This window comes from Paractinoplanes polyasparticus, assembly GCF_019710575.1.
GTDB lineage: Bacteria > Actinomycetota > Actinomycetes > Mycobacteriales > Micromonosporaceae > Actinoplanes > Actinoplanes polyasparticus.
This window is the reverse complement of the sequence record NZ_JAHWFK010000031.1, coordinates 202,180-227,498: the sequence shown is the minus strand read 5'-3', so window position 1 is coordinate 227,498 and position 25,319 is coordinate 202,180. Positions and strand designations below refer to the sequence as shown.

General features: G+C 71.5%; 24 protein-coding genes. 6 read left to right on the top strand and 18 right to left on the bottom strand.

What is annotated here, in order from left to right; genetic code table 11:
• Nucleotides 1-43: 43 nt before the first annotated feature.
• The gene (locus tag KXC43_RS28075) at nt 44-886 is read left to right on the top strand and encodes an SDR family oxidoreductase (RefSeq protein ID WP_221379153.1); all 843 of its coding nucleotides are present in this window, start codon (nt 44-46) and stop codon (nt 884-886) included.
• Between the two features lie 18 nt (nt 887-904).
• Here KXC43_RS28075 and KXC43_RS28070 read toward each other — a convergent pair whose 3' ends face one another.
• The 4 genes from KXC43_RS28070 to KXC43_RS28055 all read right to left on the bottom strand — a co-directional run bounded on the left by KXC43_RS28070 (nt 905) and on the right by KXC43_RS28055 (nt 5,562).
• The gene (locus KXC43_RS28070) at nt 905-1,645 is read right to left on the bottom strand and encodes an alpha/beta fold hydrolase (protein WP_255644929.1); all 741 of its coding nucleotides are present in this window, start codon (nt 1,643-1,645) and stop codon (nt 905-907) included.
• 47 nt (nt 1,646-1,692) lie between these two features.
• Entirely contained in the window at nt 1,693-3,843 is a 2,151-nt protein-coding gene (locus KXC43_RS28065) for an ATP-binding protein (protein ID WP_221379151.1), read from the bottom strand.
• A 107-nt stretch (nt 3,844-3,950) separates the two neighbouring features.
• Complete coding sequence (locus KXC43_RS28060; protein WP_221379150.1) at nt 3,951-4,628, bottom strand: GntR family transcriptional regulator; 678 nt, start codon at nt 4,626-4,628, stop codon at nt 3,951-3,953.
• A gap of 43 nt (nt 4,629-4,671) precedes the next feature.
• Complete coding sequence (locus KXC43_RS28055) at nt 4,672-5,562, bottom strand: pirin family protein (protein ID WP_221379149.1); 891 nt, start codon at nt 5,560-5,562, stop codon at nt 4,672-4,674.
• An 84-nt stretch (nt 5,563-5,646) separates the two neighbouring features.
• Between KXC43_RS28055 and KXC43_RS28050 the strand changes: the two genes are divergently transcribed.
• On the top strand, nt 5,647-6,000 hold the full coding sequence (locus KXC43_RS28050; protein ID WP_221379148.1) for a winged helix-turn-helix transcriptional regulator: 354 nt from the start codon (nt 5,647-5,649) through the stop codon (nt 5,998-6,000).
• 3 nt (nt 6,001-6,003) lie between these two features.
• Here KXC43_RS28050 and KXC43_RS28045 read toward each other — a convergent pair whose 3' ends face one another.
• Nucleotides 6,004-8,826 (bottom strand): AfsR/SARP family transcriptional regulator, encoded by a 2,823-nt coding sequence (locus tag KXC43_RS28045; protein ID WP_221379147.1) that lies wholly within the window; start codon nt 8,824-8,826, stop codon nt 6,004-6,006.
• 204 nt (nt 8,827-9,030) lie between these two features.
• Here KXC43_RS28045 and KXC43_RS28040 point away from each other — a divergent pair, with 204 nt between their 5' ends.
• The gene (locus KXC43_RS28040; protein ID WP_221379146.1) at nt 9,031-9,405 is read left to right on the top strand and encodes a nuclear transport factor 2 family protein; all 375 of its coding nucleotides are present in this window, start codon (nt 9,031-9,033) and stop codon (nt 9,403-9,405) included.
• A 27-nt stretch (nt 9,406-9,432) separates the two neighbouring features.
• Here KXC43_RS28040 and KXC43_RS28035 read toward each other — a convergent pair whose 3' ends face one another.
• Together KXC43_RS28035 and KXC43_RS28030 are read right to left on the bottom strand one after the other, a co-directional pair.
• Nucleotides 9,433-11,262 (bottom strand): carboxylesterase/lipase family protein, encoded by a 1,830-nt coding sequence (locus tag KXC43_RS28035; protein ID WP_221379145.1) that lies wholly within the window; start codon nt 11,260-11,262, stop codon nt 9,433-9,435.
• A gap of 394 nt (nt 11,263-11,656) precedes the next feature.
• Nucleotides 11,657-11,902: an alpha/beta fold hydrolase gene (locus tag KXC43_RS28030; protein ID WP_221379144.1), complete on the bottom strand. Its 246-nt coding sequence runs from the start codon at nt 11,900-11,902 to the stop codon at nt 11,657-11,659.
• 809 nt (nt 11,903-12,711) lie between these two features.
• Here KXC43_RS28030 and KXC43_RS28025 point away from each other — a divergent pair.
• Nucleotides 12,712-13,194, top strand: a complete 483-nt coding sequence (locus tag KXC43_RS28025) for a sigma-70 family RNA polymerase sigma factor (RefSeq protein ID WP_221379143.1) — start codon at nt 12,712-12,714, stop codon at nt 13,192-13,194.
• A gap of 17 nt (nt 13,195-13,211) precedes the next feature.
• Here KXC43_RS28025 and KXC43_RS28020 read toward each other — a convergent pair whose 3' ends face one another.
• From KXC43_RS28020 to KXC43_RS28005, 4 genes are all read right to left on the bottom strand, one after another.
• Nucleotides 13,212-13,859, bottom strand: coding sequence for a trimeric intracellular cation channel family protein (locus KXC43_RS28020; RefSeq protein ID WP_221379142.1), 648 nt, complete (start codon nt 13,857-13,859; stop codon nt 13,212-13,214).
• 76 nt (nt 13,860-13,935) lie between these two features.
• A complete protein-coding gene (locus KXC43_RS28015; RefSeq protein WP_221379141.1) occupies nt 13,936-14,643 on the bottom strand; it encodes an alpha/beta fold hydrolase in 708 nt (235 codons plus the stop codon).
• Nucleotides 14,644-14,847: 204 nt separating this feature from the next.
• The gene (locus KXC43_RS28010; protein ID WP_221379140.1) at nt 14,848-15,954 is read right to left on the bottom strand and encodes a glycosyltransferase; all 1,107 of its coding nucleotides are present in this window, start codon (nt 15,952-15,954) and stop codon (nt 14,848-14,850) included.
• A complete protein-coding gene (locus KXC43_RS28005; protein ID WP_438870917.1) occupies nt 15,951-16,865 on the bottom strand; it encodes a glucosyl-3-phosphoglycerate synthase in 915 nt (304 codons plus the stop codon). Before KXC43_RS28005 ends, KXC43_RS28010 begins: the two co-directional genes overlap by 4 nt.
• A 261-nt stretch (nt 16,866-17,126) precedes the next feature.
• Between KXC43_RS28005 and KXC43_RS28000 the strand changes: the two genes are divergently transcribed.
• Together KXC43_RS28000 and KXC43_RS27995 are read left to right on the top strand one after the other, a co-directional pair.
• Complete coding sequence (locus KXC43_RS28000) at nt 17,127-18,086, top strand: Gfo/Idh/MocA family protein (RefSeq protein WP_221379138.1); 960 nt, start codon at nt 17,127-17,129, stop codon at nt 18,084-18,086.
• A complete protein-coding gene (locus KXC43_RS27995; protein ID WP_221379137.1) occupies nt 18,079-19,155 on the top strand; it encodes a zinc-dependent alcohol dehydrogenase in 1,077 nt (358 codons plus the stop codon). Before KXC43_RS28000 ends, KXC43_RS27995 begins: the two co-directional genes overlap by 8 nt.
• A 16-nt stretch (nt 19,156-19,171) precedes the next feature.
• Here KXC43_RS27995 and KXC43_RS27990 read toward each other — a convergent pair whose 3' ends face one another.
• From KXC43_RS27990 to KXC43_RS27960, 7 genes are all read right to left on the bottom strand, one after another.
• A complete protein-coding gene (locus KXC43_RS27990; RefSeq protein ID WP_221379136.1) occupies nt 19,172-20,224 on the bottom strand; it encodes a sensor histidine kinase in 1,053 nt (350 codons plus the stop codon).
• The gene (locus KXC43_RS27985) at nt 20,221-20,883 is read right to left on the bottom strand and encodes a response regulator transcription factor (protein WP_221379293.1); all 663 of its coding nucleotides are present in this window, start codon (nt 20,881-20,883) and stop codon (nt 20,221-20,223) included. The genes KXC43_RS27990 and KXC43_RS27985 overlap by 4 nt, the downstream gene beginning before the upstream one ends.
• A gap of 48 nt (nt 20,884-20,931) precedes the next feature.
• Nucleotides 20,932-22,131 carry a mannosyltransferase family protein gene (locus KXC43_RS27980; RefSeq protein ID WP_221379135.1) on the bottom strand — a complete coding sequence of 400 codons (1,200 nt, stop codon included), beginning with the start codon at nt 22,129-22,131 and terminating at the stop codon, nt 20,932-20,934.
• A complete protein-coding gene (locus KXC43_RS27975) occupies nt 22,128-23,102 on the bottom strand; it encodes a glycosyltransferase family 2 protein (RefSeq protein WP_221379134.1) in 975 nt (324 codons plus the stop codon). Before KXC43_RS27975 ends, KXC43_RS27980 begins: the two co-directional genes overlap by 4 nt.
• A 116-nt stretch (nt 23,103-23,218) precedes the next feature.
• A complete protein-coding gene (locus KXC43_RS27970) occupies nt 23,219-24,325 on the bottom strand; it encodes a DICT sensory domain-containing protein (protein WP_221379133.1) in 1,107 nt (368 codons plus the stop codon).
• A 49-nt stretch (nt 24,326-24,374) separates the two neighbouring features.
• Nucleotides 24,375-24,839, bottom strand: coding sequence for a hypothetical protein (locus tag KXC43_RS51335; protein WP_255644927.1), 465 nt, complete (start codon nt 24,837-24,839; stop codon nt 24,375-24,377).
• The gene (locus KXC43_RS27960; protein ID WP_308129288.1) at nt 24,836-25,192 is read right to left on the bottom strand and encodes a PadR family transcriptional regulator; all 357 of its coding nucleotides are present in this window, start codon (nt 25,190-25,192) and stop codon (nt 24,836-24,838) included. Before KXC43_RS27960 ends, KXC43_RS51335 begins: the two co-directional genes overlap by 4 nt.
• Between the last annotated feature and the right edge of the window lie 127 nt (nt 25,193-25,319).

Below are 25,319 nucleotides of genomic sequence, written 5' to 3'. Positions count from 1 at the left end.
GAACAGTCTAGGGCTGAGCCTCGGCGGGGCCGACGATTGATCCATGACTCAGACAGTGCTGATCACCGGAACCTCCAGCGGCCTGGGCCGCGCCACGGCCGAACTGTTCCAGGCCAAGGGCTGGAACGTCGTCGCCACCATGCGCCGGCCCGAGGCCGAGACCGAGCTGACGCGGCTGGACAACACGCTCGTCACGCGGCTCGACGTCGAGGACGCCGGCTCGATCACGTCGGCGGTGCGGGCCGGCCTGGACCGCTTCGGGCGCCTCGACGCCCTCGTCAACAACGCGGGCTACGGCGCGTACGGACCCTTGGAGGCCACGCCGATGGCGAAGATCCGGCGCCAGTTCGAGGTGAACGTCTTCGGCCTGCTGGCGACGGCCCAGGCGGTGCTGCCGCACTTCCGGACGCAGCGTTCCGGCGTCATCGTCAACATCTCGTCGATCGGCGGCCGGATGGCGTTCCCGCTCGGCACGCTCTACCACGGCGCGAAGTTCGCGGTCGAGGGCCTTTCCGAGTCACTGGCCTACGAGCTCGGCACGATCGGCGTACGGGTGAAGCTGGTCGAACCCGGCGGCATCCGGACCGACTTCGGCGGCCGGTCCCTCGACTTCAGCAACGACCCGGAGATCGCCGACTACCAGCCGGCCGTCGGCAAGGTCCTCGGCGTTCTCGGCCCGCTGACAGCCGAGGGCTCGGCCCCGGCCAACATCGCCGAAACCGTCTTCACCGCGGTCACCGACGGCACCGACCAGCTCCGGTACGAAGCGGGCGCCGACGGCATCCGGATGCTCAGCGCCCGGCGGGCAGCCGACGACGCCACCTTCCTGGCCGGCGTCAGGGATCAGTTCGGCCTCACCGACGTTCCCTCGGCCGCCCGCCGGTGAGACCCCGCGTCGCTGCGCCTACGGCTCGATCGCGAGCCGCGACAACAGCAGCGCGAGCTCGTCGGGATGTTCCAGGTGCGGCAGGTGGCTGCCGGGCAGCACCGTGACGACGGTTGTGGGCAGCGCCGCCGTCAGCCAGTCGACGTAGGCGGCCGGCGGTTCCGCGGCGGTCACCCACCGATAGCCGGTGCCCCGCTCACCGATGCTGCGCAGGTCGGCCTCGCGGTCGGCACGGAGCTGCTGGTCCGTACGGTGCATGACCTCGTCCCAGTAACCCAGCAGAAGGTCGGGGCGCGGATCGGTGGCCGTCTCCGCGAGCTGCCTGGCCTCACCCTCGAGCGCCTCGATTCCCATGCCGGCCACCATTCGCTCCCAGACCGCACGCCAGCCCGGGCCCCGAAGCTCCGGCTCCGCTGCGCGCACGATGGCGCCGAAGGGTCCGGGCAGCAGAATCTGGTCCAGGTTCACGACCGTACGAGTGGGGTAGCGGGCGGCGTAGGCAGTGGCGATGATCCCGCTCACCGAGTGACCCACCACGGTCGGTGGCTCGGTCAGACCCGCCGCTGCTATCTGGCTGTGCAGCACCTCGGCGACCTCCGCCAGGCGGTAGGAGGCCCGCGACGGGGCGTCTCCGTGACCCGGCAGGTCGAGGGCGAGAACCTCACGGCCGGGGTCCACGACGGCCAGGCGCCGGCGCAACGGCTCCCAGTGCCGCCGGTCGAAGGTGAGTCCGTGCAGAAGAACGAGCGGAGACGACATACCCGGGAGGCGTAACCGGGCGGGGAACACGTTGTTCGTGGCTCCGATCACACCTGCCAGCGGGCGGGCCCACCGGCGGCCGGTTCGTACCGGAAATGACTGCCGGTGCGCACCGAGGAACGCAGGTGCGCCGCTGCGACGGGCATGAGCGGCTCGAGCCGGGTCAGCACGGCCCGGACGGCGCGCGTCGCGTTGACCCGCGCGCGTTCCGCCTCGGCGCTGTGCCGGCGGGTGCGGCCCCCGAGTCCGGCGGCCCGCCGCAGCTCGCCCAGCACGGCCTGCCGCTCGGCCGCCAGCGTCGTGGCGCGCTCGACGTCGCCGGCGCGGTCCGCGGCATCCAACTGCCCGGCCAGGTCGTCGAGCCGCCGGCGGTACGCGGACCGACCCGCGGCGTCCAGCACGGGTTCGGGCGGGGACGTCACGAGTCCGGCGCCGCCCGCCACCAGATCCAGGGCGGCGACCTCCTGAGCGGGACGGGCCAGGAGCGTACGCAGATAGTGCAGCCCTCGCACGTCGCGCAGGCGGGCGTGTTCCGGGCCCGCGTCGAAGACCCAGTCGTCGCCGTCGCGCACCAGCCGCCAGACGTCGGCAGCGGACAGGCCGAGCTCGCCGGCGATCCTCGCGGCCCGCGCCCGGTCGCCGCGAGCCGCGAGGGTGGCCGCCAGCCAGGGCAGCGCGCCCAGCCGTTCCTCCAGTTCCACTGCCCGGTCGAAATGAGCACGTGCCTCGTCCGGCCGCCCCAGGTGGGCGGCGAGCCGGCCGAGATAGTCGTCGACCGGTCCCGTGATCGTGTTCGCCCCGCCCCAGACGACCAGGCGGCCGGCACAGGGAACCAGCGCGTCGTAGAGGGCCTGCGCGGCAGCGGGGGCGGCGCCGAGCGAGGCGACCAGCGCCAGGTCGGCCACGGCGCCGATCCAGCGGGGACCGGCCCCGGCCAGCACCGCCGGCAGCAGGCGGTCCACCTCGAGCAACGCCGGCGCGACCTGACCCGACTCGGCCAGCGCCCGAGCTGCCGTCACCTCGAAGAAGTGCCCGGGCAGTCGCCGTGCGAGCGCCCGCAGCGGTTCGACCTGACCGGCCGCTTCGCCGCGCAGCAGCGCCAGCCGGCCCCGGAGCGACGCCGTCAACCGGTCGGTGTCGGCCAGCCCGGCCCGTCGCCCGGCCTCGGTCACCTCGGCGGCCAGCTCCTCCGCGAGTTCCAGACGGCCGCGGACCAACGCCAGCACCGCTTGGCGGGACAGCGCGACGACCGCCGCCTCGGGGTCACCGTCCCGCTCCCCCGCCCGCGCGTACGCCACCAGGGCGGCCTCCGCCGCGTCGAGGTCGCCGAGCTCGGCCAGAGCGGTGAACCGCCAGAACAGCCCACGCCGCTCGAGAACCGCGTCCCCGGCCCGGCGCGCGAGGTCGACGATCCGGGACGCGGTGGACAGCCGCTCGCCGGCCGCGGCCGGGTCCCACAACCCGTGCAGCCGCCCGTCCAGCACGGCGGCCAGGGTCCGGGGGTCGTCGGTGGCCCGGGCGAGCCGGACTGCCTCGTCGACCAGTTCCCGTCGCCGCGCCGCCGCGGACGGGTCACCCAGCAGCTCGCCGGCCAGCCGCACCAGCACCCGGGCCCGGGTGGCCGGCGGTGACGCCCGCGACGCGGCCTCCTCCAGCAGCCGGATCAGCGCCGTGTCGAGCACGAGGAACTCGCCCCGGGACGGCGTCGAGAGTGCGATCTCCACGACGGCGTCCGCGCCGGCGTCCCGGGGCACGGCCGCCGCGAGGTCGAGTACCGGACCGGGCCAGCCCGCGGTGAGCAACCACATCGCGTGCACCGTTCCGGGCGGCCGCCCGGGCAGCAGCACGGCCAGTTCGGCTTCGGTGAACGGGGCGAGAAAGAGATGCCGGCCCGACCCCGTGGCCGCGTCGGTGGTGGCCAGCACAGCGGCGCCGCCGAGAACCAGCCGATCGAGATCCGCCGTATCCGCGGCCGGGTCGAGATCATCGAGGATCACCAGCCGGGCGCCCGTTCCGCCGGCCGCCACCGACCGCAGAACCGGCAGTCCACGCTGCCGGGCCAGCTCCGCTGCCCCCTCGGCGAGCACCGTCCTTCCCGATCCGGCCGGGCCCACGACGGTGAGAAGCTCACCCGAGCCGGCGACCGCACGGTCCAGCAGCCGTTGCACGACGGCCAGCTCACGACGGCGTCCGATCATCTTGCGAGCGTAGGCGCGGCCATCAGGCCGGGGTCATCCGGAAGGCCGGCCAGGTAGGTCTCGTGGACCGGGCCGTCGATGCCGAGGGTGTGCTTTCGCACCGCCGGTCACGCGGGCCGTTCGTCGTCAACGGCCAGGTCGAAGACCTCGTCGAGACTCAGCCAGTTCTCCCGGGCGGCCACGGCCGCGCCCTCCACATCGCGCGCTTCGCACAGGGTCACGATGCGCTCGTGCAGCGCCACCGAGGCCCGGCCGTTGAGCGACGAGAACCGCAGCCGTTCCAGCCGCCGCAGAACCGGGGTGAACTGCTCGACGACCGCGCGGATCGCGGGATTGGCCGAGGCCGTCACCGCGACACCGTGGAACTCGTCGTCCGCGGCGATGGCCGCATCGACGTCGTCCGCCTGCAGGGCCGCCGCGAACCGGGCGTTGGCCGCGCGCATCGCCTCCATCTCACCGGCCGACAGGTGCGGCACCGCCTCGCGTACGGCCAGCTCATGCATCGCCGCGGTGACCGTCTGCGCGGCTCGCGCGGCGCGAGCGTCCAGCGGGCTCACCATCGTGTAGCGGCCGGGCTTGGTCCGCACCAGCCCCGATTCCTCGAGCCGGGTCAGCGCCTCGCGCACCGGGGTGCGGCTCACCCCCAGCCACTGGGCGAGCTCGGCGTCGTTGAGCCGCTCCCCCGGGGCCAGCGTGCCGTCGACGATCGCATCGCGGATCGACTGATAGGCGTTCTCCCGCAGCAACGACCGCGAGATGACACCCATACGCGCAGGGACCGGCATGCAACATATTCCACACCGCCGACGCACGCGAGTCAAAAGAGCCTCAGGCGCCGGCGGGGAGGCGGGTGTGGCGCGGGATGCTGCCGAACTTGCCGGAGTGGAAGTCGCGGTACGCCTGCTCGATCTCGTCGCGCGAGTTCATCACGAACGGGCCGCTGGCGTACACGGATTCGCCGATGGGGCGTCCGGCGAAGAGCAGCACCTGGGTCTGCTCGTCCCCGTCGCCGGTGGCCAGCGCCAGCGCGGTCGGGCCGCCCGGCTGCGCTGCCGGATCGGACCAGGCGACCTGCCCGGCGCGCACACTGCGGCCGGCCACGGTGAGCCGGCCCGAGATCACGTACGCGAACGCGCGCTGATCGCCGTCGAGCAGCTGCCGGTAGCCGGTCCTGGGATCCAGCGTGATCAGCATGCCGAGGATCGGCCACTGGTTGACCGCCGGGCCGCGCAGCGAGCCGGTCTCGCCCGAGATCAGCTGAACCAGCACCCCCGGCTCGGTGTGCACGGCGTGCATGCCGGCGCGCAGGTCCTGGTAGCGGGTGGGCACCAGCTTCTGATCGGCCGGCAGGTTGACCCACATCTGGATGATGTGCGCGTGCTCCGACCGGGCGGCGACCTCCCGGTGGATGATGCCGCGGCCTGCGGTCATCCACTGCACGTCCCCGGGCCCGAGCACCCCGGCGTGGCCCATGCTGTCGCCGTGCTCGAGCGCTCCGTCCAGGATCAGGGTGACGGTCTCCATGCCGCGGTGCGGATGCCAGTCGAATCCGGGCTGGTTGACCAGCTCCTCGCCCATCACCAGGAACGGGTCGGTCCAGGCGTCGCGGCCGGGAGCGATGATCAGCGAGCTCCGGGCCGACATGGGGGTCGGACCGAGATCGGTCTTGTCGAGAACCCGTTGCACTGTCCGGGCCGTAGGTGCCGCTTGCTGCGTCATGACGCCTTCTCTCTTCGGTTGTGAGAAGCGTCCTGCCGCCCGCCGGGAGTGGCAAACGCCCCCCAAGTTACTTACTTTTGAGAAGTGAACAAGCCGGACGAGCCTCGGGTCGACGAGGAAAGCTGCTTTCGCATCCTGCGGGCGATCGACATCATCGGCACCCGCTGGACCGGCCCCATCCTGCTCGCGGGGGCCCGCGGCGCGCGCCGCTTCAAGGAGTACCGCGCCCTGGTCCCGGGCATCTCCGACCCTCAGCTCACGCTGCGCCTCAAGCAGTTGCAGGAGCGCCGCCTCATCGAGCGCACCGTCGTTCCCAGCACACCGGTCCAGATCACCTATGCGCTCACGGTCGAGGCCGAGGAGCTGATCGCCACGCTCCAGCCGCTGTCGCGGTGGAGCGAGCGCTATCTCCCGCACGGCGATGATGCGCCAAGCTAGGGCCTACGCCGCCGCGCCGTCGGCACTCTCGCCGAGTTGGGCCAGGCGTCGCCGGATCTGTTCCGCCTGCTGCGGATCCGAGTCGTTGCCCAGGGCGAGCGCCTCCAGCCACGCCGCCCGGGCAGCGGGGCGGTCGTTCATCGCACAGGCGATGTCGCCGAGGCCCAGCCTCGCGCGGACCATGTGCACCCGATGGCCGACCGCCTGGGAGAGGTCCCGGGCCGCGGTCCAGTCGGCGAGCGATTCGGTGAACTGCCGTTCGCGCAGATACAGCTGGGCGCGCCGGAGACGGCACTCGCTGCGCCGGACGTCGTCGGCGAGCTGCTCGCTCAGGGTCAGGGCGCGGCCGATGGTCTCGAAACTCAGTGTGCGGCGGCCGAGTTCGTACTGCGCGTCGGCGAGACGGCACAGCACATCCGCCTGCGCCGTCCGGTCACCGAGCGCCTCCGCCATGCGCAGGGCCTGATGGTGGCAGGCGACGGAGCGGTCGTGGTCACCCACCGCGAAGCTCACCTCGCCGAGATTGCGCAGCGTCAGCGCCTCCCGGGACGCGTTGCCGAGCTCGGTGAAGATCACCAGCGCCCGTTCGAGCAGGACCAGCGCGAGGGCGCTGTTGCCCAGGTAGAACTGGGCGCCGGCCAGACTGCGCAGCATGTTCGCCGACCCGGCCGGGTCGGCGGCGCTGTCGGCCGCGTTCAGGCACTCGCGCACCACGGTCGCCCACTCCTGCCACCAGCCCTCGCGCTGATAGAAACCCTGCACCGTGAGCTCCAGCTGCCAGGCGTCGTACACCCGGCCCCTGTCGTTGGCCTGACGCACGACGGCCTTGAGCACCTCACGTTCGGCGGCGAACCAGTCGGCGGCCTCCTTGCCGTCGCCCGGGCTCTCGTCGACGACCCCGTCCCGCGCGGCGGGCGGGTCCGCGTCGATCTCGGCATTGATGAAGAGGTTGGCCGCGTAGGCGGCACGCCGGTAGTGGAGGAGCAACCTGTCCGCGGCGGCGTCGCGCTCGGCGCCGGAATCGGCGCCGAGCATCAGCTCACGCGCGTACGCGGCGATCAGGTCGTGGGCGCCGTAACGGCCGGGCCGGCGTTCCGTGATCAGCCTGCTGCGTACCAGTTCGCCGAACACGCCGCGAGCGTCGCGTGTGGACAGGCCGCCGAGGCTCGCCGCCGCCGGGAGGGTGAGATCCGGACCAGGATGCAGGGCCGACAGACGGAAGAGACGCGCTGCCGCCGGACTGAGGCCACGGTAGGACCAGGAGAAGATGGCCCGCAGGTCGCTGTCCGGATCGTCGGAATCGAACCCGTCGAGGCTGCCCTGAGCGTCGTGCAGCTCGCGCGCGACAGCCGCCAGCCCAGGTCCGGGACGGGCCAGGGCACGGGCGGCCACCACGGCGAGGGCCAGCGGAAGGCCTCCGCACCGGTCGACGATCTCGTCCAGCGCCTGCCGGTCGGCCAGAGCTCGCGCGGGACCCACGCGGGAGACCAGGAGCTCGCGCGCCTCGTCGACCGGCAGAACGTCGAGGGCCAGCACGTGGGCCCCGTGGGTCGCGACGAGACCGGCCAGGCTGTAGCGGCTCGTGACCAGGACGAGGCTGCCGGGGGCGCCGGGCAGCAGGGGCCGGACCTGCTCGGCATCGCGGACGTTGTCCAGCACGATGAGCACCCGGCGCTCCGCCAGGACACTGCGGTAGTGCCCGGACCGGGCCAGGTCGCTCTCCGGGATGTCCGGGCCACGGACACCCAGCGCGTGCAGGAAAGCTTGCAGCACCTCGCCCGGAGCCGGCGCGGCGTCCGGGTCCAGACCTCTCAGGTCGGCGTAGAGCTGGCCGTCCGGGAACTCGCCGGCCACCCGATACGCGAGGTGGGTCGCGAGGCTGGTCTTGCCGACGCCGGGAATGCCTTCGACGGCCACGATCCGCAAGGCGCCCTCGGCGGCGCGGCCATGGATGAGCGCCAGCGCCCGGCGCAGGGTCTCGCCCCGGCCCGTGAAGTGGGGCAGGTCCGGCAGCAGCTGGCCCGGGCGGATGTGCAACCCGCCCGCCGGCGGATCCTCCGGCGGGCCGTTGCGCAGGACGCTCCGGTACGCCTCCTGCAGCTCCGGGCCCGGATCGATGCCGAGGTCGCCGGCGAGCCGGCCGCGAAGTTCCTGGTACAGAGCGATGGCCTCGGCCTGCTGCCCGGTCGCGGACAACGTCAGCAGCAACCTGGCCTGAACGGCCTCATCCAGCGGACGTTGCTGGGCCACCCGTCGCAGCATCGGAAGCACGACACGGGCCGCGCCGGCGCGCAGGGCCCGGTCGGCGGCCTCCCGCACCAGATCGGCGTACTCGTTGTCCACCGCCTCGAACTCGGCGACCGGACGGCTGACCAGCTCCGGCGCGCCGGCGCACGGCCCACGCGACAACTCCAGCGCTTCGACGTAGGCGGCCAGCGCCGCAGCGGGGTCGTCAGCCGCGCGCGCCCTTTGCGCCAAGCTCCGGAACCTCAGCAGATCCAGCCCGTCCGCGTCGACCACCAGGCGATAGCCGGCCGCGTCACCCGCCACCCAGCGGCCGGACGCACGCGGGCGCAGGCCGGGCTCGAACAGCCGCCGCAGCCGGCCCAGATAAAGGTGCACGATGTTCGCGGCGCTGCGCGGCGGCCGCTCGTCCCACAACAGCGCGACAAAATCCGCGATGCCGACCGGCCGGCCGGCCCGCGCGAGGAGCAGAGCCAGAACCAGACGCTGCTGGCGGGAACCGGGATCGACCGGCTGCCCGCCACGCCACACCTCCACCGGCCCCAGCACGGCGAAGCGCACGTCGCCCTCCGGCCCGGTCACGAAAGCGGCCCCCACCAGCGTCGACGGACAATGGTCACCGGCCACAGCTTAGAAGCCCTTAATACGATCTGCTGAATCGATGTTGATCAGCGTGTCGAGGTGAAGATCAGTCTCGTTCGGCCGTCGTGAGCAAGGCGTGAATCATCGACGACGAGCTGTGGAAGCTGCAGCTGACCCCTCTCGCCCCCGGAAGGACCTTGTTACATGACTGAGGCACCGCCCCTGACGCTCGACCGCTACCTCGCCGCGACCGATCGCGCGGTCGCCGACAAGGTAGCCCTGGACGACCTGCTGGACCTGTTCGATCCGGATGCCGTGGTGCAGATCGACGACGCCCCGGTGCCGGGAGCGGCGGCCATCCGCGAGTTCAACCAGGGGTTCATCACCTTCCACACCGCGACCAAGCTCTACTGGAACACCATGGTGCTGCCCGACGGCCGTCAACGGGTGGAGTGGGTGTGCGCGGCCCGCACGATAGACGGAGCCGTCATCACCGTCGCCGGCATCGAGCACGCGGTCATCGGGCCGGACGGGCGCATCGTCGAGCTGCGCAACACATTCACCCGCCGGCCCGGTTGACCGCCATACAGGGATCCGGACCCCTGCTCACGCGATCGGCCCCCGGTAGTCCATCCAGAAATCGACCGCCTCGGCTCGCGGGCGCGGTTGGAGCGCGGTGCTGTCGCCGAAGCCCATCACCTGAGCGGGCGCGTGCTCCACGGTCGGCCAGCGCGGCAGCCCGGGCCCGTTGGGATCGCCCCGGCGCACGAAGTTGATCCAGTACGCGCTCATGTGGTCGCGCAGCCGGTAGTCGGCCGGCTCGTAGTCGGGCTGACCGTCGTGGCCGAGGTTGTCGTACGCGTACATCACCTCCGCCCCGTGGTAAGCCCCGAACTTCTCCAGCCCGGGCTCCGGCGGGACGCGAGTGAAGAAATAGACGTACGCCGGGGCGTCGCCGGTCCTGGTCTGCAGGAGACCCCAGCGGTGCATGGCCCGGGTCATGACTCTGTCCGTGCTCGCCTGCAGCGTCGACTCGAGCACCTCGTCCGGCGAGCCGCCCGGATACAACCGCAGGAACGCGCCGGCGTCCGGCCCGTACGTCTCCCGGACCGATGCCGCGTAGTCCTCCACCCCGGTCTCCGGCGGGTCGGCCCGGATGAGCGACGACTCGTCGGCGTTGCTGCCGACCAGGATCGGGACGTCGAGCTGCTCACCGGCGGCGTAGATCTCGGCTGGTGGCTTCGGCAGCACATGACCGTCGACCGAGGGCCGCCAATGCGCGGCCAGCGACTCGGCGGCCGACTGGATCCGCTCGGCCGGCATCGCCCGCATCTCTCGCACCGACGCGCCCCCGAGCTCCTCGCTCAATCGCCTCCCCACGTCCAGAGCGACAGTACGAGTGTCGGCCTGGTCGCCGTGGCCGGCGTCGCCGGTGGTGCCCATGCAGGCGCCGCTGCTCCCGATGATGCTGTGCACCAGCCCCCGGGCCAGCGGCGACGCACCCAGCAGGCAGACACTCTCGCCGCCGGCCGACTCCCCGGCGATCGTCACCCGGCCCGGGTTACCGCCGAACGCCGCGATGTTGTCGCGCACCCAGGTCAGCGCCGCGATCTGGTCGAGAATCCCGTAGTTGCCCGACACCTGCTGCGCGGACTCGGCGGCCAGTTCGGGGTGGGACAGGAAGCCGAGCACGCCCAGCCGGTAATTGAACGTGACCGTGATGGTCTCGCCCCGCGCGGCGAGGCTTTCGCCGTCGTAGAGCGGAAGGGCGCCGGAACCCGTCGCGAAGCCGCCGCCCGCGATGTAGACCAGAACCGGCCGCGGACTCGCGGCGGGCTTCGAGCTGCGCCAGATGTTCAGCGTCAGGCTGTCCTCACCGGCCGGGTAGGGGTTGAGAAGCGTCTCCTCCAGCGGCACCTGGACCATCCGGGACAACGCCCGGGTGAAGAACGTCGAAGTTCCCTGAACCGGTACGTCGGAGAAACGGTCGGCCGCGAGGACGCCGGCCCGGCTCGCCGGCGGTTCCGGCGGGCGCCAGCGCAGGTCGCCCACCGGCGGCCGGGCGTACGGGATGCCGGCGAAGATCTCGACCGACCGCTCGTCGTTGAGCACACCGGTGACCGGGCCCTGCCCCGTCGGCACCTCGGCCGTCACCCGACGTTCCTCTCCGCCCGCGACCCGGTTCCGCGGCGGCGGATGCGCGACGACCACCAACGCCGAGACCAGAACGGCGGCCAGCAACCACGCCCCGGCTCGGATCACGAACCGCCCGCGCACCCACCGCCGGGCAGTGAGCCCGAGCCCGGCCAGCAGCACCGCCGGCAGCGCCCAGCCCCACCAGGGATTCCGGTTGAGCCAGGCCAGAACCACGGCCACGAGGGTCAACGGGATCAGCGGCGCCCAGTGCCACCACCGCCATCGGCGTTCCTGGCTCACGAATCGGCCCGCCTCCCGACGATCGGCTCGGACTGCTTCCTTCCCCGCCAGTCGACACCTTGTTCCAGGAACACGGTCAACCACGCGTTGGTGCGGGCCGTGACGACGCCGCTCTTGAGCTTGTTCCCACCACAGGGTGTCGGATGGCGAGTCGACACGGCAGCAACAACAACGGGAAAGAACCAGGCCGGCATGAGTGAGCCCGCGTTCTTCGCTACACCGGGATACGGCGACACCCAGCTCAACGCATTGCACTACCACCAGGCCGTCCGGGTCGGCAACCGCGTCGACACGGTGACGGCCCCTCGGGATCGGTTGCACCCCCAACTCGCCGATCCACTTCTTCCACCTGGCCCAACACTGACCTCGCCGCAGCTCCGCGCCCGGCCCGGATTCACAGCACGGTGACGAGTTCGTCGACCATGCGGGCCGCGGCGCCGAGGAACACCGACAGGTGCCCCTCGCCCTGTTCCAGCTGGGCGGTCACCCCCGGCATATGGGCGGCGAGCCAACGGCCATGGGCGTACGGCACCATCAGGTCCTCGCTGCCCTGCCACAGGAAGGTCGGCACCCTGATCTCGCCCAGTTCGAACCCCCAGTCGCGGGTCAGGGGCCAGGTCGTCGTCGACCCATCCGTCATCACCCAGGCGCAGCGCCTCCGCGATGTTGGCAGTCAGATCGGCGCCGAACTCGTCGGTCAGCACGGCACGGTCTACCGGGGGCAGCAGGCTCGACAACCCGGCGACCAGGCTGGCCGCGTCGGTCTGGCGCATCGCCTCGGCCTCCTTCTCGAGGAACGGGCGCAGTTCGCGCTCTCCGCGCGCGGCCAGGCCGAACTCCGTGACATTGTCGGCGCCCATGCCGGCCAGGAAGTCCAGGCCATCGGCCCGATACGGCGCGGCCCCAGCGATCACCAGCGCCCCGGCCACTCGCTCCGGCAGCCGCGCGGCCGTCGCCAGGGCGTGCGGGCCGCCGCCGGACCAGCCGGCGACCACACAGCGCGGGGCACCGAGATTGAACGTTCCAACGCCGGATTGCCGTGACCGTGGCCCACTCCCGGAAGGAGCCGTCGTGCTTCGAGTCGCGATCGTCTCGGATCAGCCCCTCTCGAGGGCCAGTCTGGAAGAGCTGCCCGCGGATGACGCCGAGATGGGCGTGGAGTTAATTAGTCTGCCGTTTAGGTGAGGCCGATGGCGAGTGAACCCGGCCCATCCGGACACGTAGTGCACGATGAAGAGCCATCGCGGGGCGTCCGGGCCGCCGGCGACCCGGCGACAAACAGATCACCTTTTCTTTCCGGCGCATTCCGTGGTATCGCCGGACGTCTCATTCACCTGCTGATTCACAGGCAATAGAGTAGGAATTAACAGGCATCCCCGTACGCTTCCCCGACTTGCTGGGAATTGACGGGGAGACACGATGCCGACATCCATCGCCGCCGAGGCGCACATGCGGGATCTGCACCGGGACAACGTGAGCGCGCTTCTCCGCTACCTCCGCCGGCTGACCCCGCCGGGCGCCCCCTGCACTGCCGAGGACCTGGTGCAGGAGACGATGCTGAGGGCCTGGCGCAACCTGGATCAGGTGCCCACCGACCCGGAGCGGCAGCGTCGCTGGCTGTTCACGGTTGCCCGGCGCCTCGCGATCGACGCGTACCGGAAAACGCAGACGCGGCCCGTGGAGGTCGGCCTGGCCGAGACGGAACTGACCGCCTCGACGAATGCCGCGGCGGAAACGGCAATCGCCTCACTCACTCTGCGGCACGCCGTCGGCCAACTCGGCGCCGGCCACCGGTCCGTCCTGCTGGAATTGTATGTGAACGGATATTCCGTCGACGAGGTGGCCGACCGGCTCGGCCTTCCCGTGGGCACCGTGAAATCTCGCGCGCATTACGGCGTCCGGCATCTGCGCAATGCGCTGATGAACAGCTGAGCCGCCGCGCGGGCGGTCTACGGGGTACGAGGGCCCACCGCACGCTGCTCGGGAAAGGTCCAGCCGAAGCGAACGGCGGCCAGGCGCACGGCCGTGGTCACGGCCACGCAGACCAGGCCTGCGATCGGGGTCGGTGTGCCGAACGTGGCGAGCAGGACGAACGTGCCGGCTCCGGCCCCGGCGGCGACGGCATAGAGCGTGCCGACCTGCAGGAACGAGATCGGCAGGTTCATGATGACGTCGCGCAGCATGCCGCCTCCGATGGCTCCGATGACGCCGACGACCAGCGCCCCGGCTTCACCGACGCCCAGGGACAAGGCCTTGGACGCCCCGATCGCGCCGAACAGTCCCATGACGACGGCGTCGAGCACGGTGATCAGCCAGTCCGCTCGCGCGAACACCGGCTGCGACAGCATGCCGATGATCGCTGAGGCCGCCGCCACCAGCAGGTACCAGTTCATCCAGATCACGACCGGCCGCTGATCGAGCACGATGTCGCGTAGCAGGCTTCCCCCGAGCGACACGGCGAGCCCGATCACCATGACGCCGAACACGTCGATGCGGCGGTGCCTCTCCCCCGCCGCGAACAGGGCCCCCTGCAGGCCACCGAGTCCCGCCGCGAGGAGCTCGATCCACAGCGCCACCTGGAACGGCGTGATGGACATGCGGTCACACTCCGGCAAGGCTCGGGGCCGGCTCACGGGGCATGTGCGAGCCGGCCCGGGTCGGGTGGTCGGTGTGTCAGCGAGCGCCGGCCGCGTTCTGCGCGGCGGTCACGATCACGTCGGAGACAGCCCCGGACTGGGTCAGGAACAGGGCGTGACTGGCCGGGACGCTGGTGACCTGCGCGCCGATGCGCTTGGCCATGTGCTGCAGCATCGCCTGGTCGAACGCCCGGTCGTCGGTCGCGATGGCAGCCCAGCTCGGCTTGTCGTGCCAGGCGGCGTTCTTCACCGCTGTGCCGAACGCCGCCATGTTGACGGGCACCTGCGAGTCGCGGAGGAAGGCCGCGTCGACGTCGCTCGCGTCCGCGGCGAAGCCGGCCTTGAACTTGTCGGGGTTGAGGAAGCCGTACCCGTCCTCGGCCACGTCGATGACGAAGTCGGGCGTCGCCGCGAATCCCTCGTACTGCTGGGCGGTGGTCTCACCGGCGTCAGGCGCGAGCGCCGACACGTAGACCAGGCCGACGACCTTGGGGTGGACGCCCGCCTCGGTGATGACGGTGCCGCCCCAGGAGTGGCCGACGAGAATCGCCGGGCCGTCCAGCCGGTCGAGCACCCGCGTGGTCGCCGCGACGTCGTCCTCGAGCGAGGTGAGCGGGTTCTGCACGATCGTGACCCGGTAGCCCCGAGCCGTCAGATTGTCGTACACCCCGCGCCAGCCCGAACCGTCCGCGAACGCGCCGTGCACGAGCACGACGTTCTTGATCTCTTGCCCGGTGGTGCTCATGAGACTCGTCCCTTCGTTGCCGCGCCGCCTCGCGGTGCGGACCGAGCGATCCGAAAGTGTCCCCTCCGATATGCAATATATTTCACGCTGCACGACCGAACAAGGTCCCAGCAGCGGTCACGGGGTCACACCATGGTCGACGGGCCCGGCGGCTCGAAGTTCACCTCTCTCGAGGATCCGTTCGAGCCGGACCGGGCCCGCGACTTACACGGGTCGCCGCTCGATCAAGCGCTCGTAGATCCCCAGATACTGGGCCGCCATCACCGCCGGGGTGAAGCGGCGGGCCGCTTCCTCGCGGCACTCGCGCTCGTCGAGAGCGTCCGCGGCCTCGATCAGCTCGCCGAGTTGGTCCTCGTCGGCGGTGAGCAGACCGGTGCGGCCGTGCTCGACCAGTTCCGGCAGGCAGCCGCGGGCGATGCCGACCACCGGCGTACCCAGGGCGAGCGATTCGACCACGGCCGTCCCGCCCGGCTCGTTCCAGCGCAACGGGAACAACGCCACCCGCGCGCCGGCTACCAGCTCGTCGCGGGCTTTGCCCATGACCGAGCCGATCCAGCGGACCCGAGTGCCGTCCACGTACGGCGCGACCTTCTCCCGCCAGAACACGACGTCCGGGTTCTGCTGGTCGGCGGCGGCCAGGTCCTCCGGGTTGTGGCAGGGGCCGACCGGGCCGGCGAGCACCAGATCGAACCGGTGCTCGTGGGCCAGCCGGGCGGCGAGATCCTGACCCTTGCCCGCGGTGATGCGACCCAGAACCACCGCGTACGCCTCCTTGGGCACCGCTTGCCTGCGGTCCGCCCCGACGGCGAGCGGGGTGGCCAGGTGCACGTGCCCGACCGAGTGCCGCCGCAGCGCCTCCGGGGCGTGGCTCAACTGATCGGCGGAGACGCCGTTGACCCGGACGTGACTGTCGAACGTCCCGTACAGCGCGGGGTGCTTCTGCAGGTCCCAGTGGAGCGTGTGCAGGGAGGGGAGCCCCAGAGCGGCGAGGGTGGTCAGGCCGGCCGCCTCGACATGGTCGTGCACCAGGTCGATGTCGCCGGCCGCGACCCGGCGCAGAACAGCGTTCTGATGCGCCGGCACGACACCACAGACCTGGTTGTACGGCCGTTGCAGCAGCGGGAACTGCCCGCGTGGGAAGACCGCGAGCCGCTCGTCGACCGCCAGCTCGCTGTCGGCGACCGTCGCCAGGACCACCTCGACGCCGAGCTCGCGCAGCTCCGGCACGAGCGTGGCGACCACGTTCTCGATTCCCCCGTAACCGCGCGGCGGCACGGGAAGCCACGGCCCGGCGTTGACCAGAACCCTCATGCGGCGCGCACCGCATGTCGCGGCAGGGAGACCAGAGGCGGCCTCTCGTCGACGCCCACGTCGGTCACCACGATGTCGCGGTTCAGGTGCGGCAGCCCTTCGCCGGCGCCGCGCTGGAACTGGGTGAGCAGGGTGGTCGGCGGCAGCGGCTCGGTGACCAGGCCGCGGCGGTGCAGCCGGCTCCAGGCGGTCACCATGATCTGCGCGGACATCCGCCCCAGGGCGTCGATGCTCTGATGCCGGTGGTGCCGCTCGCCCAGGTCGACCTGGGCCAGCGCGTCCAGGCCGATGAGGTCGAGCAGGTCGATGAGCATGGCGATCTCGACGCCGTAGCCGGAGACGAACGGAATGCGCTCGAGAGTGGCGCGGCGGCCCGCGTACTCGCCCGCCAGGGGCTGGACGAAACCGGCCAGCTCCGGCCAGAACAGGTTGATCAGCGGGCGGGCGCTGAGTTCGGTGACCCGGCCGCCGCCGTCCACCTCGACGCCTTCGGACCTGACCAGCGGCCGATGGTAGAAGCCCTTGACGAATTCGACCGTACGGTCGGAGAGCAGCGGGCCGAGCAGCCCGGTCACGAAGTCCGGGGAGAAGTCGCGCAGGTCTCCGTCGACGAACGCGACGACGTCGCCGGAGCTGGCGGCCAGCCCGGCCCAGAGCGCGTCGCCCTTGCCCTCCATCCGCGGCAGGTCGCGGGTGATCTCGTCCTGAGCGACCACGCGGGCGCCGGCCGCGCGGGCGACCTCGGCGGTGCCGTCGGTCGAACGGGAATCGACCACGATGATCTCGTCGACCAGTGTCACCCGCTCGACCAGGGCACGCCGGATGACACCGACGATGTCGCCGACGGTCGCCTGCTCGTTGCGAGCCGGGATGACGACGCTGACCTTGGTGCCGTTCTTACGACGGGCCAGCTGTCCTGCCGTCCACTGTGCCGCACTGCTGGTGCGGTAGGTCGCCCAGGCCTCGACCACGGGCAACGCGCTCACCTGCTGCATGAAACCCCCGAAGGTCCGTGAATGGAGATCCGGAATTTCCCGGTCCGGGCGCGCTCAACCTTGATCGAAGATGGCGATCAGGCGACGGCTGTGTGCACGAATTCGGTCTGAGGTTTCGGCGGGGGCCGATCGGGGAGTTGTCGGCACGTCGGGTGCCTTTCCACAACTGGAGGATCAATGGCGGTGGCACGGGTTGGACTGGTCGGCGCGGGCGGGGTCGCGCAGCGTCACGCGCGAGTGCTCTCACAATTGCCGGATGCGCAGGTGACCGGCGTGACTGACGTCGTGCCGGCCGCGGCCGAGAGCCTGGCTTCGACGTACGGGACGAAGGTCTTCCCGGACGTCGAAGCGCTGCTGTCGGAGGGGGTCGACGCGGTCTACGTGTGTGTGCCGCCGTTCGCGCACGGGCCGGCCGAACAAGCCGTGATCGCGGCCGGAATTCCTCTCTTCGTGGAAAAGCCCATTTCCCTTGATCACGACATTGCGGTCAGTCTGGCCAAGCAAATCGCGGAAAGTAATGTCCTCACAGCCGTTGGTCACCATTGGCGATATCTGGCCATTGTCGACAAGGCTCGCACTTTGCTCGCCGACCGCGACGTACGCCTGGTCACCGGCGCGTGGCTCGACAAGGTGCCGCCGGTCGGCTGGTGGCCCCACCGCGACCGTTCCGGCGGACCGGTGGTGGAGCAGGCCGCCCACGTGCTCGATCTGGCGAGGTACCTGGTCGGCGAGGTCACCCAGGTCAGCGCCGTGGGCAGCGGCACTCCCCCGTCCGTGCCGGGTGCCGACATCGACGGCTCGACCGTGGCCACCCTGCGCTTCGCCGGCGGCGCGATCGGCACACTCGCCGCGACCTGTGTGCTCGGCTGGAAGGAACGCGCCGGGCTGGAGATCTACGCCGACGGCCTCGCACTCTCCGTGGCCGAGGACAAGCTGACGATCCGTTCCGGCGACGACATCACCACCGTCGACAGTGACCCGGAGTCGGCCCGGGTGGCGGTCGACGCGGCATTCATCCGTGCCGTCCGCGGCGAGGAGCAGGACATCCGCGTGCCGTACGCCGAGGCGCTGCGCACCCATGAGCTGGCGCTGGCCGTGGCCGCGTCGGCCGCCTCGGGCCGGAGCGTCGATGTCTGACCGCAACCTGATCGTCGCCGGGCCGGGCCGGCTCGAGATCGTCGACGAGCCCGTGGCGGACGGGCCCTTCCGGGTACGCACGCTCTACAGCGGCATCTCGGCGGGCACCGAGCTGAGTTTCGTGAAGGGCACCAATCCGGCGCTGCACGAGGGCTTCGACCCGGTGCTGGGGTTGTTCGGCGGCTCACCGGCGTCGGCCTATCCGGTGCGGCGGCTGGGCTACATGGAGGTCGGTCAGGTCGTCGAGAGCCACACCCCGGCGGTCACCGAGGGCGCCGTCGTGGCGATGACGTACGGGCATCGAACCGGCTGGACCGGTGACCCGCTGCGGGACCGCGTCGTCCCGCTGCCCTCCGGCCTGGACCCGCTGCTGGGCATCTACGTGGCCCACATGGGCCCGATCTGCGCCAACGGACTGCTGCATGCGGCGGCCGAGGTGCACGGACCGGCGGTACGCGGACTCGGCGACGGGGTCGCCGGCCGGCGTGTCGTGGTGACCGGCGCCGGCGTGGTCGGCCTGCTGACGGCGCTGTTCGCCCGCCGGCACGGCGCCGCGTCGGTGGTCGTGATCGACCCGACGCCGGCGCGACGCGAGGTCGCGGCGGCGCTGGGGCTCGAGACGCTGGACCCGGAGGCCGGCGACCCGGCGGTGACGCTGAAGACCGCCTGGCGGCACACCGCCGACGACCGCGGGGCCGACGTGGTCTTCCAGTGCCGGGGACAGGCAGCGTCCCTGCAGCTGGCTCTGCGGCTGCTGCGCCCGCAAGGCACCGTGATCGATCTGGCCTTCTATCAGGGCGGAGCCGACGAGCTCCGGCTCGGCGAGGAGTTCCACCACAACGGCCTGGCCGTGCGCTGCGCCCAGATCGGCCGGGTCCCCCGCGGGCTTGCGGCGTCGTGGGACCGGGAACGCCTGTCGGCCGAGACGATCGACCTCCTGGACGCCTACGGCGGAGTGATCCGGAAGCATCTGGTCACCGCGGTGGTGCCGTTCGACGAGGGACCCCAGCTGCTCACCGACCTCGCCGCACGCAAGCGGCAGGAGCTTCAGGCCGTGTTGGAGTTCTGATCGGAGGGGTCGGCCGTCACGCTGCCCGGTGCAGGCTGACGCGGACGCTCAGACCGCCGTCAGCCTGCGCCGTCGCCGTGATCGTGCCGCCGTGGGCCCGGACGATCGAACGGGCTATCGCCAGCCCGAGCCCGCTGCCGCCGCTGTGATCGATGCGCCCGGTGGCGAGGCGGGTGAACGGCTCGAACAGCCGGGCCACGTCCTCGGCCGGGACCAGCGGGCCGCTGTTCTCCACGGTGAGCGCGACGCCGGGCGCGCCGACCGTGACGATCACCGTGCCGCCGGGACGGTTGTACTTGATCGCGTTGTGGACGAGGTTGCGGACCAGGCGCTCCAGCAGCACACCGTCGCCGAAGACCTCGTACCGGCCGATCTCGGAGGTGATCTTCACGTCGGCGTCCGCGGCGGCCCGGGCGTGCGCGTCGACCACGTCGGCAACGATGCGGTCGAGGGGCTGCGGAGTCCGCGCGGAGAGGCCCTGATCGGCCTGGCTCAGCACCAGCAGGCCCTCGATGAGGCGCTCGTTGCGGGCGTTGGTCTCCAGCAGCTGACTCGCGAGCAGGGCCGACTGCTCCGGTGTGAGCGGCTCGGCCATGCCGACCTCGATCAGCGTGCGCTGCAGGGCCAGCGGGGTGCGCAGCTCGTGGGAGGCGTTCGCGGCGAAGCTGCGCTGGCCCTCGTACCCGGCGGCGATGCCGTCCATCATCGTGTCGAGCGCCCGGCCCAGCCGCTTGACCTCGTCCCGCCCGCGGCCCGGGCGGATCCGGTGGCCGAGGTTCTGCGGGCCCGCCTGGGCGATGGCCGGCAGCATCCGGCGCAGGGGCGCCAGCACCCACCAGACCAGCAGGGGCACCAGCAGGATCGACACCGCCAGCACGATGCCGTACCGGCTCAGGTCCAACACCGGGATCTTGCGGGTGATCCGGCAGGCCAGGCCGTTGATGTCGGTGCCGCACGGGTCGTAGCTCGGCGGCTGCCAGGGCAACTTCCAGTAGAGGAAATCGGCCACGAAAACGAAGGTGACCGTGGCGAACACCGCACCGGCCAGACGAGCACGCAGTCCCGTCATTGCAGCCCGATGCGGTAGCCGGCCCGCGGGACGGTCTGCACGACCGACGGTTCGCCGAGCTTGCGGCGCAGCGTGGAGACGGTCACCCGGACGACGTTGGAGAACGGATCGGCATGCTCGTCCCACACCTGCTCGAGCAGGTCCTCGGTGGTGACCGCCTGCCCCTGCGCGCGCATCAGCGTGTGCAGCACGCCGAATTCCTTGTTGGTCAGCGCCAGCGGGTGGCCGTCGCGGCTCGCGGTGCGGGTCGCCACGTCCAGCACGATCCCGTCGCGTTCGAGGACGGGCGGCAGGGCCGGGGCCGTGCGGCGGGCCAGCGCCTGCACCCGGGCGACCAGCTCGGCGAAGGCGAACGGCTTGGTCAGGTAGTCGTCCGCGCCCAGTCCGAGCCCCTCGACCCGGTCGTAGACGCCGCACGCCGCGGTGAGCAGCAGCACCCGCGTCGCCGGCCGGTGCTCGGTTATCCAGCGGCAGACGTCGTCGCCGGTCTCCGCGGGCATGTCCCGGTCGAGCACCGCGACGTCGTACCGATTGACCTGGATCTTCTCGATCGCCTGCCCGCCGTCGTAGGCCACGTCGACCGCCATGGCCACGCGCCGCAGACCGACCGCGATCGTGTCGGCCAGCAGCCGCTCGTCGTCCGCCACCAGTACTCGCACGCGGGCCATGCTGCCATGATCGGGATAAGGCGGCGATAAGGTCACCCGCTAAGCCACCAGGAAGGTGCCGGCCATGAAGACGACCAGGAAGACGGCCTGCAGGGCCGCCCCGGTCATGAGGATCGCCCGGTCGGCCATCTGGTTGGCGCCCATGCGGGCCAGCACCAGGAAGATCGCCACGGCCTCCATCGCGTAGCGCGCCGACGACTGCATCGAGCGGCCCCCGACCTCGGTCGACATCAGCATGACGAGGGTGGTCCCGGCCTGCGCCACCAGATACCTCTGGTCGGGCCGGAACTTGAACGGGCCCTTGACGCACAGGATCAGCAGCACCACGGCGATCAGGATCGTGCCGGCCTCCAGAACCGCGCCGAGGGTGGCCTTGTCGAGCGGCCCGTGCCCGGCGACCTGCCGGACCGAGATCAGCCACGCCTCGCCCGGAAACGTGTATCGGCGCCCCCACTGGTCCTGGGCGACGCTGAACTGGAGCGGATTGCCCAGTTCGACCAGGCAGTAGAGGCTGTAGCCGGCCACCCCGAGCGGCACCAGGGCCAGTCCCAGCACGTCCGGCCGAATTCGGCCCGGCCGCCAGCCGGCCTGGCGCAGGTACTCCACGGCCAGCGGGGCGATCAGCAGGACACCGAACAGCCGGGTGGCCGACGACAGGGCGCCCAGCGTGCCGGCCAGCCACCAGTGCCCGCGACGCCCGGCATACAGCGCACCCACCATCAGCAGCAGGAACAGCGACTCGTTGTAGCCGAGGAACAGGAAGAACCCCATCGGAAAGGCGGCCAGGTACCAGGCGGCCCGCTGGGCGACTCGCGGCCCGAACTCGTAGTCGGCCAGCCGGTACAGCACGGCGAGGGCGCCGAACGCGGCGGCGTGGGCCACCACCAGGGCGCTGACCACGCCGCCGCCCGGCAGCAACGGGTCGAGCACGTGGATCAGCATCGGGTACAGCGGGAAGAACGCCCGAAATCCGGGGCCCAGGTGGTAGCCGTTCTCGGCGATCCGCACGTAGTGGCCGGCGTCCCACCCGTTCCAGCTCAGAGCGATCGACCACAGGTCGGGAGCCGGGCCGTTTCCCCGGTAGGTCAGCCACGCGAGGGCGCTCACCGCCAGATGCACCACGACCGAGGTCGACCACACCGCGAGCGCGGCCAGCCACGCCGAACGCCACGGACGGCGGACACGGACATTCGCCGGTAGATCCAGCTCCGGATCGGCGGCGACGGCGAGGAGGGTCACGACGGCATCCCGGCCGGGCGGCGGGCGCCCGTCACGGCGGAATCGAAGGTCACGACGTACGCGGGCCGGCCCTGGATCGACGTGAAGATGCGAGCCACGTACTCCCCGAGCAGCCCCAGGCACAGCAGCTGCAGGGCGCCGAGGAAGACCAGGGCGACAAACATCGACGTCCACCCGGGCACGACGCTGCCCCACAGGTACGCCGCGAGAACAGCCGCGCCCAGCACGACGCAGAGGGCGATGCCCGCACAGCCCAGCCAGGTCGCGACCCGCAGCGGAGCGGCCGAGAACCCGGTGATGCTGTCGAGCGCCAGGCGGACCATCTTGGCCAGCGGATACTTGGAGCGGCCGGCCGCGCGCTTCTCCCGGGCGTACGGCACCTCGCCGCTCGGCAGGCCCAGCCACGGCACGAGCAGACGGTAGACCGGCCGATGCTCCGGCAGCTCGGTCAGGGCGTCCACGGCGGTGCGGCTGAGCAGGCGGAAGTCCCCGGCGTTGTGCGGCACAGAGGCTCCGACCACCCGCCGGACCAGCCGGTAGTACAACCCCGCCGTCCCCCGCTTGAACAGGCTGTCGGTGCTGCGATCGGTCCGCACACCGTGCACGACATCGAGATTCGAGGTACGGGCCAGCGTCAGCATGTCGGCGATGACCTCGGGCGGGTCCTGCAGGTCGACGTCGATGCTGACCACGTACCGGCCGCGGGCGCAGTGCAGGCCCGCGGTGAGCGCGTTCTGGTGGCCCGCGTTGCGACGCAGCCGCACGATCCGCAGCTGCGGCCAGACGCGGCGCATCCGTTCCAGCACGGCCGGCGTGGCGTCATGACTGCCGTCGTCGACGGTCAGCACCTCGTAGGACCCGTCGAGGCCGTCGAGCACGGGACGCAGCCGCTGGGCGAACAGCGGCAGCACATCCTGCTCGTTGAAGACGGGGACAACTACCGACAGCAACGGTGTGACATCGACGCTCATGCGGCTCCCTCGGTCGCGAAGTTCACGACAAACACGGTGATCGAGGGGCGATAAGGCCGGGATAAGGCCGGGCCGGGTGGCACGAATCCGGGAGTTCACGCAGCTAGGGGCCGTGCTCACTCCTCCGCGACGGTCACCACCGGAGCCTTGCGGGTAACGGCCCACTCCAGGGCCTGCTGCAGCTCGTCCTCGGGCAGTGGCCGACGGCGGGTGACGGTCAGTGCGACGGTCACCGTTGCGGAGAGAAACGCGCTGCGCGCTTCGGCGGCTTGGAAATCGGCGATGAGCCCGTACGCGAAGGCCACCGCCTCCTCGGTCCCGAGCGCCGGCAGGTACAGCCGGAAGTCGTCCGGGCCGGTCCTGGTCGCCCTGTCCGCCGGCCGCAACCGGGCCAGCAGCAGCTCGATGGCAGCCTGCTGCTGCCGGGTGGCCGTACGCCCGATCGGGCCTTCCTGGCTTTCCGCGTGCCTGACCCGGACGGCCAGCACCGCCACCGCGAGCACACCGGAGGCCGTGACACCGGTCGCGCCCGTCCACTGCCGCATCGCCGGGCTGTCCGCCGGGTCGACGTGCCCGCCGGACTCCCGCTGTGCGTCCGGCCCGGCACGGTGCGCACCGGACCGCAGGCGGGTGTGGTCCTGCTCGGCCCGGGCGGCGAACAGCTGGAGGGCCGCATCGGTCCGGCTCTCGCCCGGCGTCGCCGGCAGGTCACGCACCCGGGCGACCACACCGTCCACTGCGAACAGAGCCTGTGGCGACAGCCGGTCGCCGAGCTGATGCCGCAGCCGGAGCGCCTCGTGCAACGCCTCGTCCCGGCGGAAGCTCGAACGACCCTCGAAGAGCCGTCCACTTTCGAGCGTCGCGGCGCCCGCCTGGAACTCCTCGAGGTCGCGGGCCACCAGCACCGCGCCGAACCTGGGCGTCAGCACGACGACAGACCACTCCCGCGCCAGTTCTTCCTTCTCGTCGAGCAGCACCGGATACGTGCCGGCGGGCAGCTGTGGCGCCTGCGCCGCGACCAGGCCCACCACCGTCGCCGCGGCCCGGCTCGCGATCCGCTCGTAGACCTGGCGTTCGCGTTCGAAGTACGGCAGCCGCTGGAACAACGCGAACACCACCATCGGCCCGTCCTCGGCGGCCGCGAGCGCCGCCCGTTCCAGCGCGTGGGAGATGGTGACGAGGGTTCTCTTGGTCAGCCGCTGCGGGGCCGGGGCATCGGGCACGGCAGCAGCCTAGGGTCACTGACCCGTCACCGCATCCCGACCGTTCGGCTCAGGAGTGCTCAGCGTTTCGGCGGCGGCTGACGCCCTGCCCGCGCCGATGACCGGTGCGCACGCCGATGGCGAAGGCTCCGACGATGAGCAGGACGCCGATGAGCACGAGTCCTGGCGAGTCGTCACCGCTGCCGTACAGGATGGCGAGCACACCGACGGCGGCGAGAGCGAGACCGGCGGCGAGGACGGCGGCGAAGGATTTCACGATGTCTCCTGTCCAGGGTCGGATGCGGCCGCGCCAGATGGCGTCGGCGGGCAGGCCACGAGCCATGCGGGACAGGACACTGAGGGCGATGCGCCCGTCCCGTGCGCCGCGGGCCTGTTCGTACGCGAGGTGGTCGTGCAGGTCGCAACGGATCTCGTCGAGCCGGCGCTCGGCGACCGCGACCGGCAGCTGCCGCGTGTAGCACCGCACCCACCGGACCACCAGGTGAGCGGCGCGATCAGCCAGGCGCGTCGTCATGCCGGCCCCGGCGCGAACCGCGGGATTCGTCCCGCCGTCCGGTCGGCGACGACCCGGTCGGCGACGTGCATGCCCTGAGCGGTGAGCTGGTACAGCCGCCGCCGCGGGCGACCGGTGGGAGCCCCGGCCGGATCCTCCCAGTCGGAAGTCAGCAGGCCGAGCTCCTCGAGCCGGTTCAGGGCCTTGTACAACGTGCCGTGCGCGGTGAGCGAGCGGGCCCCGCTCTGTTCCTGGATCATCCGCGCGAGACCGAAGCCATGGAACGCCGCCTGCCCGGCACGGTGATTCGACATCGCGGCGGTGAGGACGTCTGCCTCGAGCGGCAGCAGGGTTCCCGGTTTGCGTGGCGGCACCTCCTGAGATTAGGAAGATATCTTCCCAACGTCAAGAACGGGCACTTTCGCCGACAGGTGACGTTCTTTTGACGGCAGAGACCAAAGTTCGTGCCGGATCCCTTGACCACACGGCCGAACACAAGTA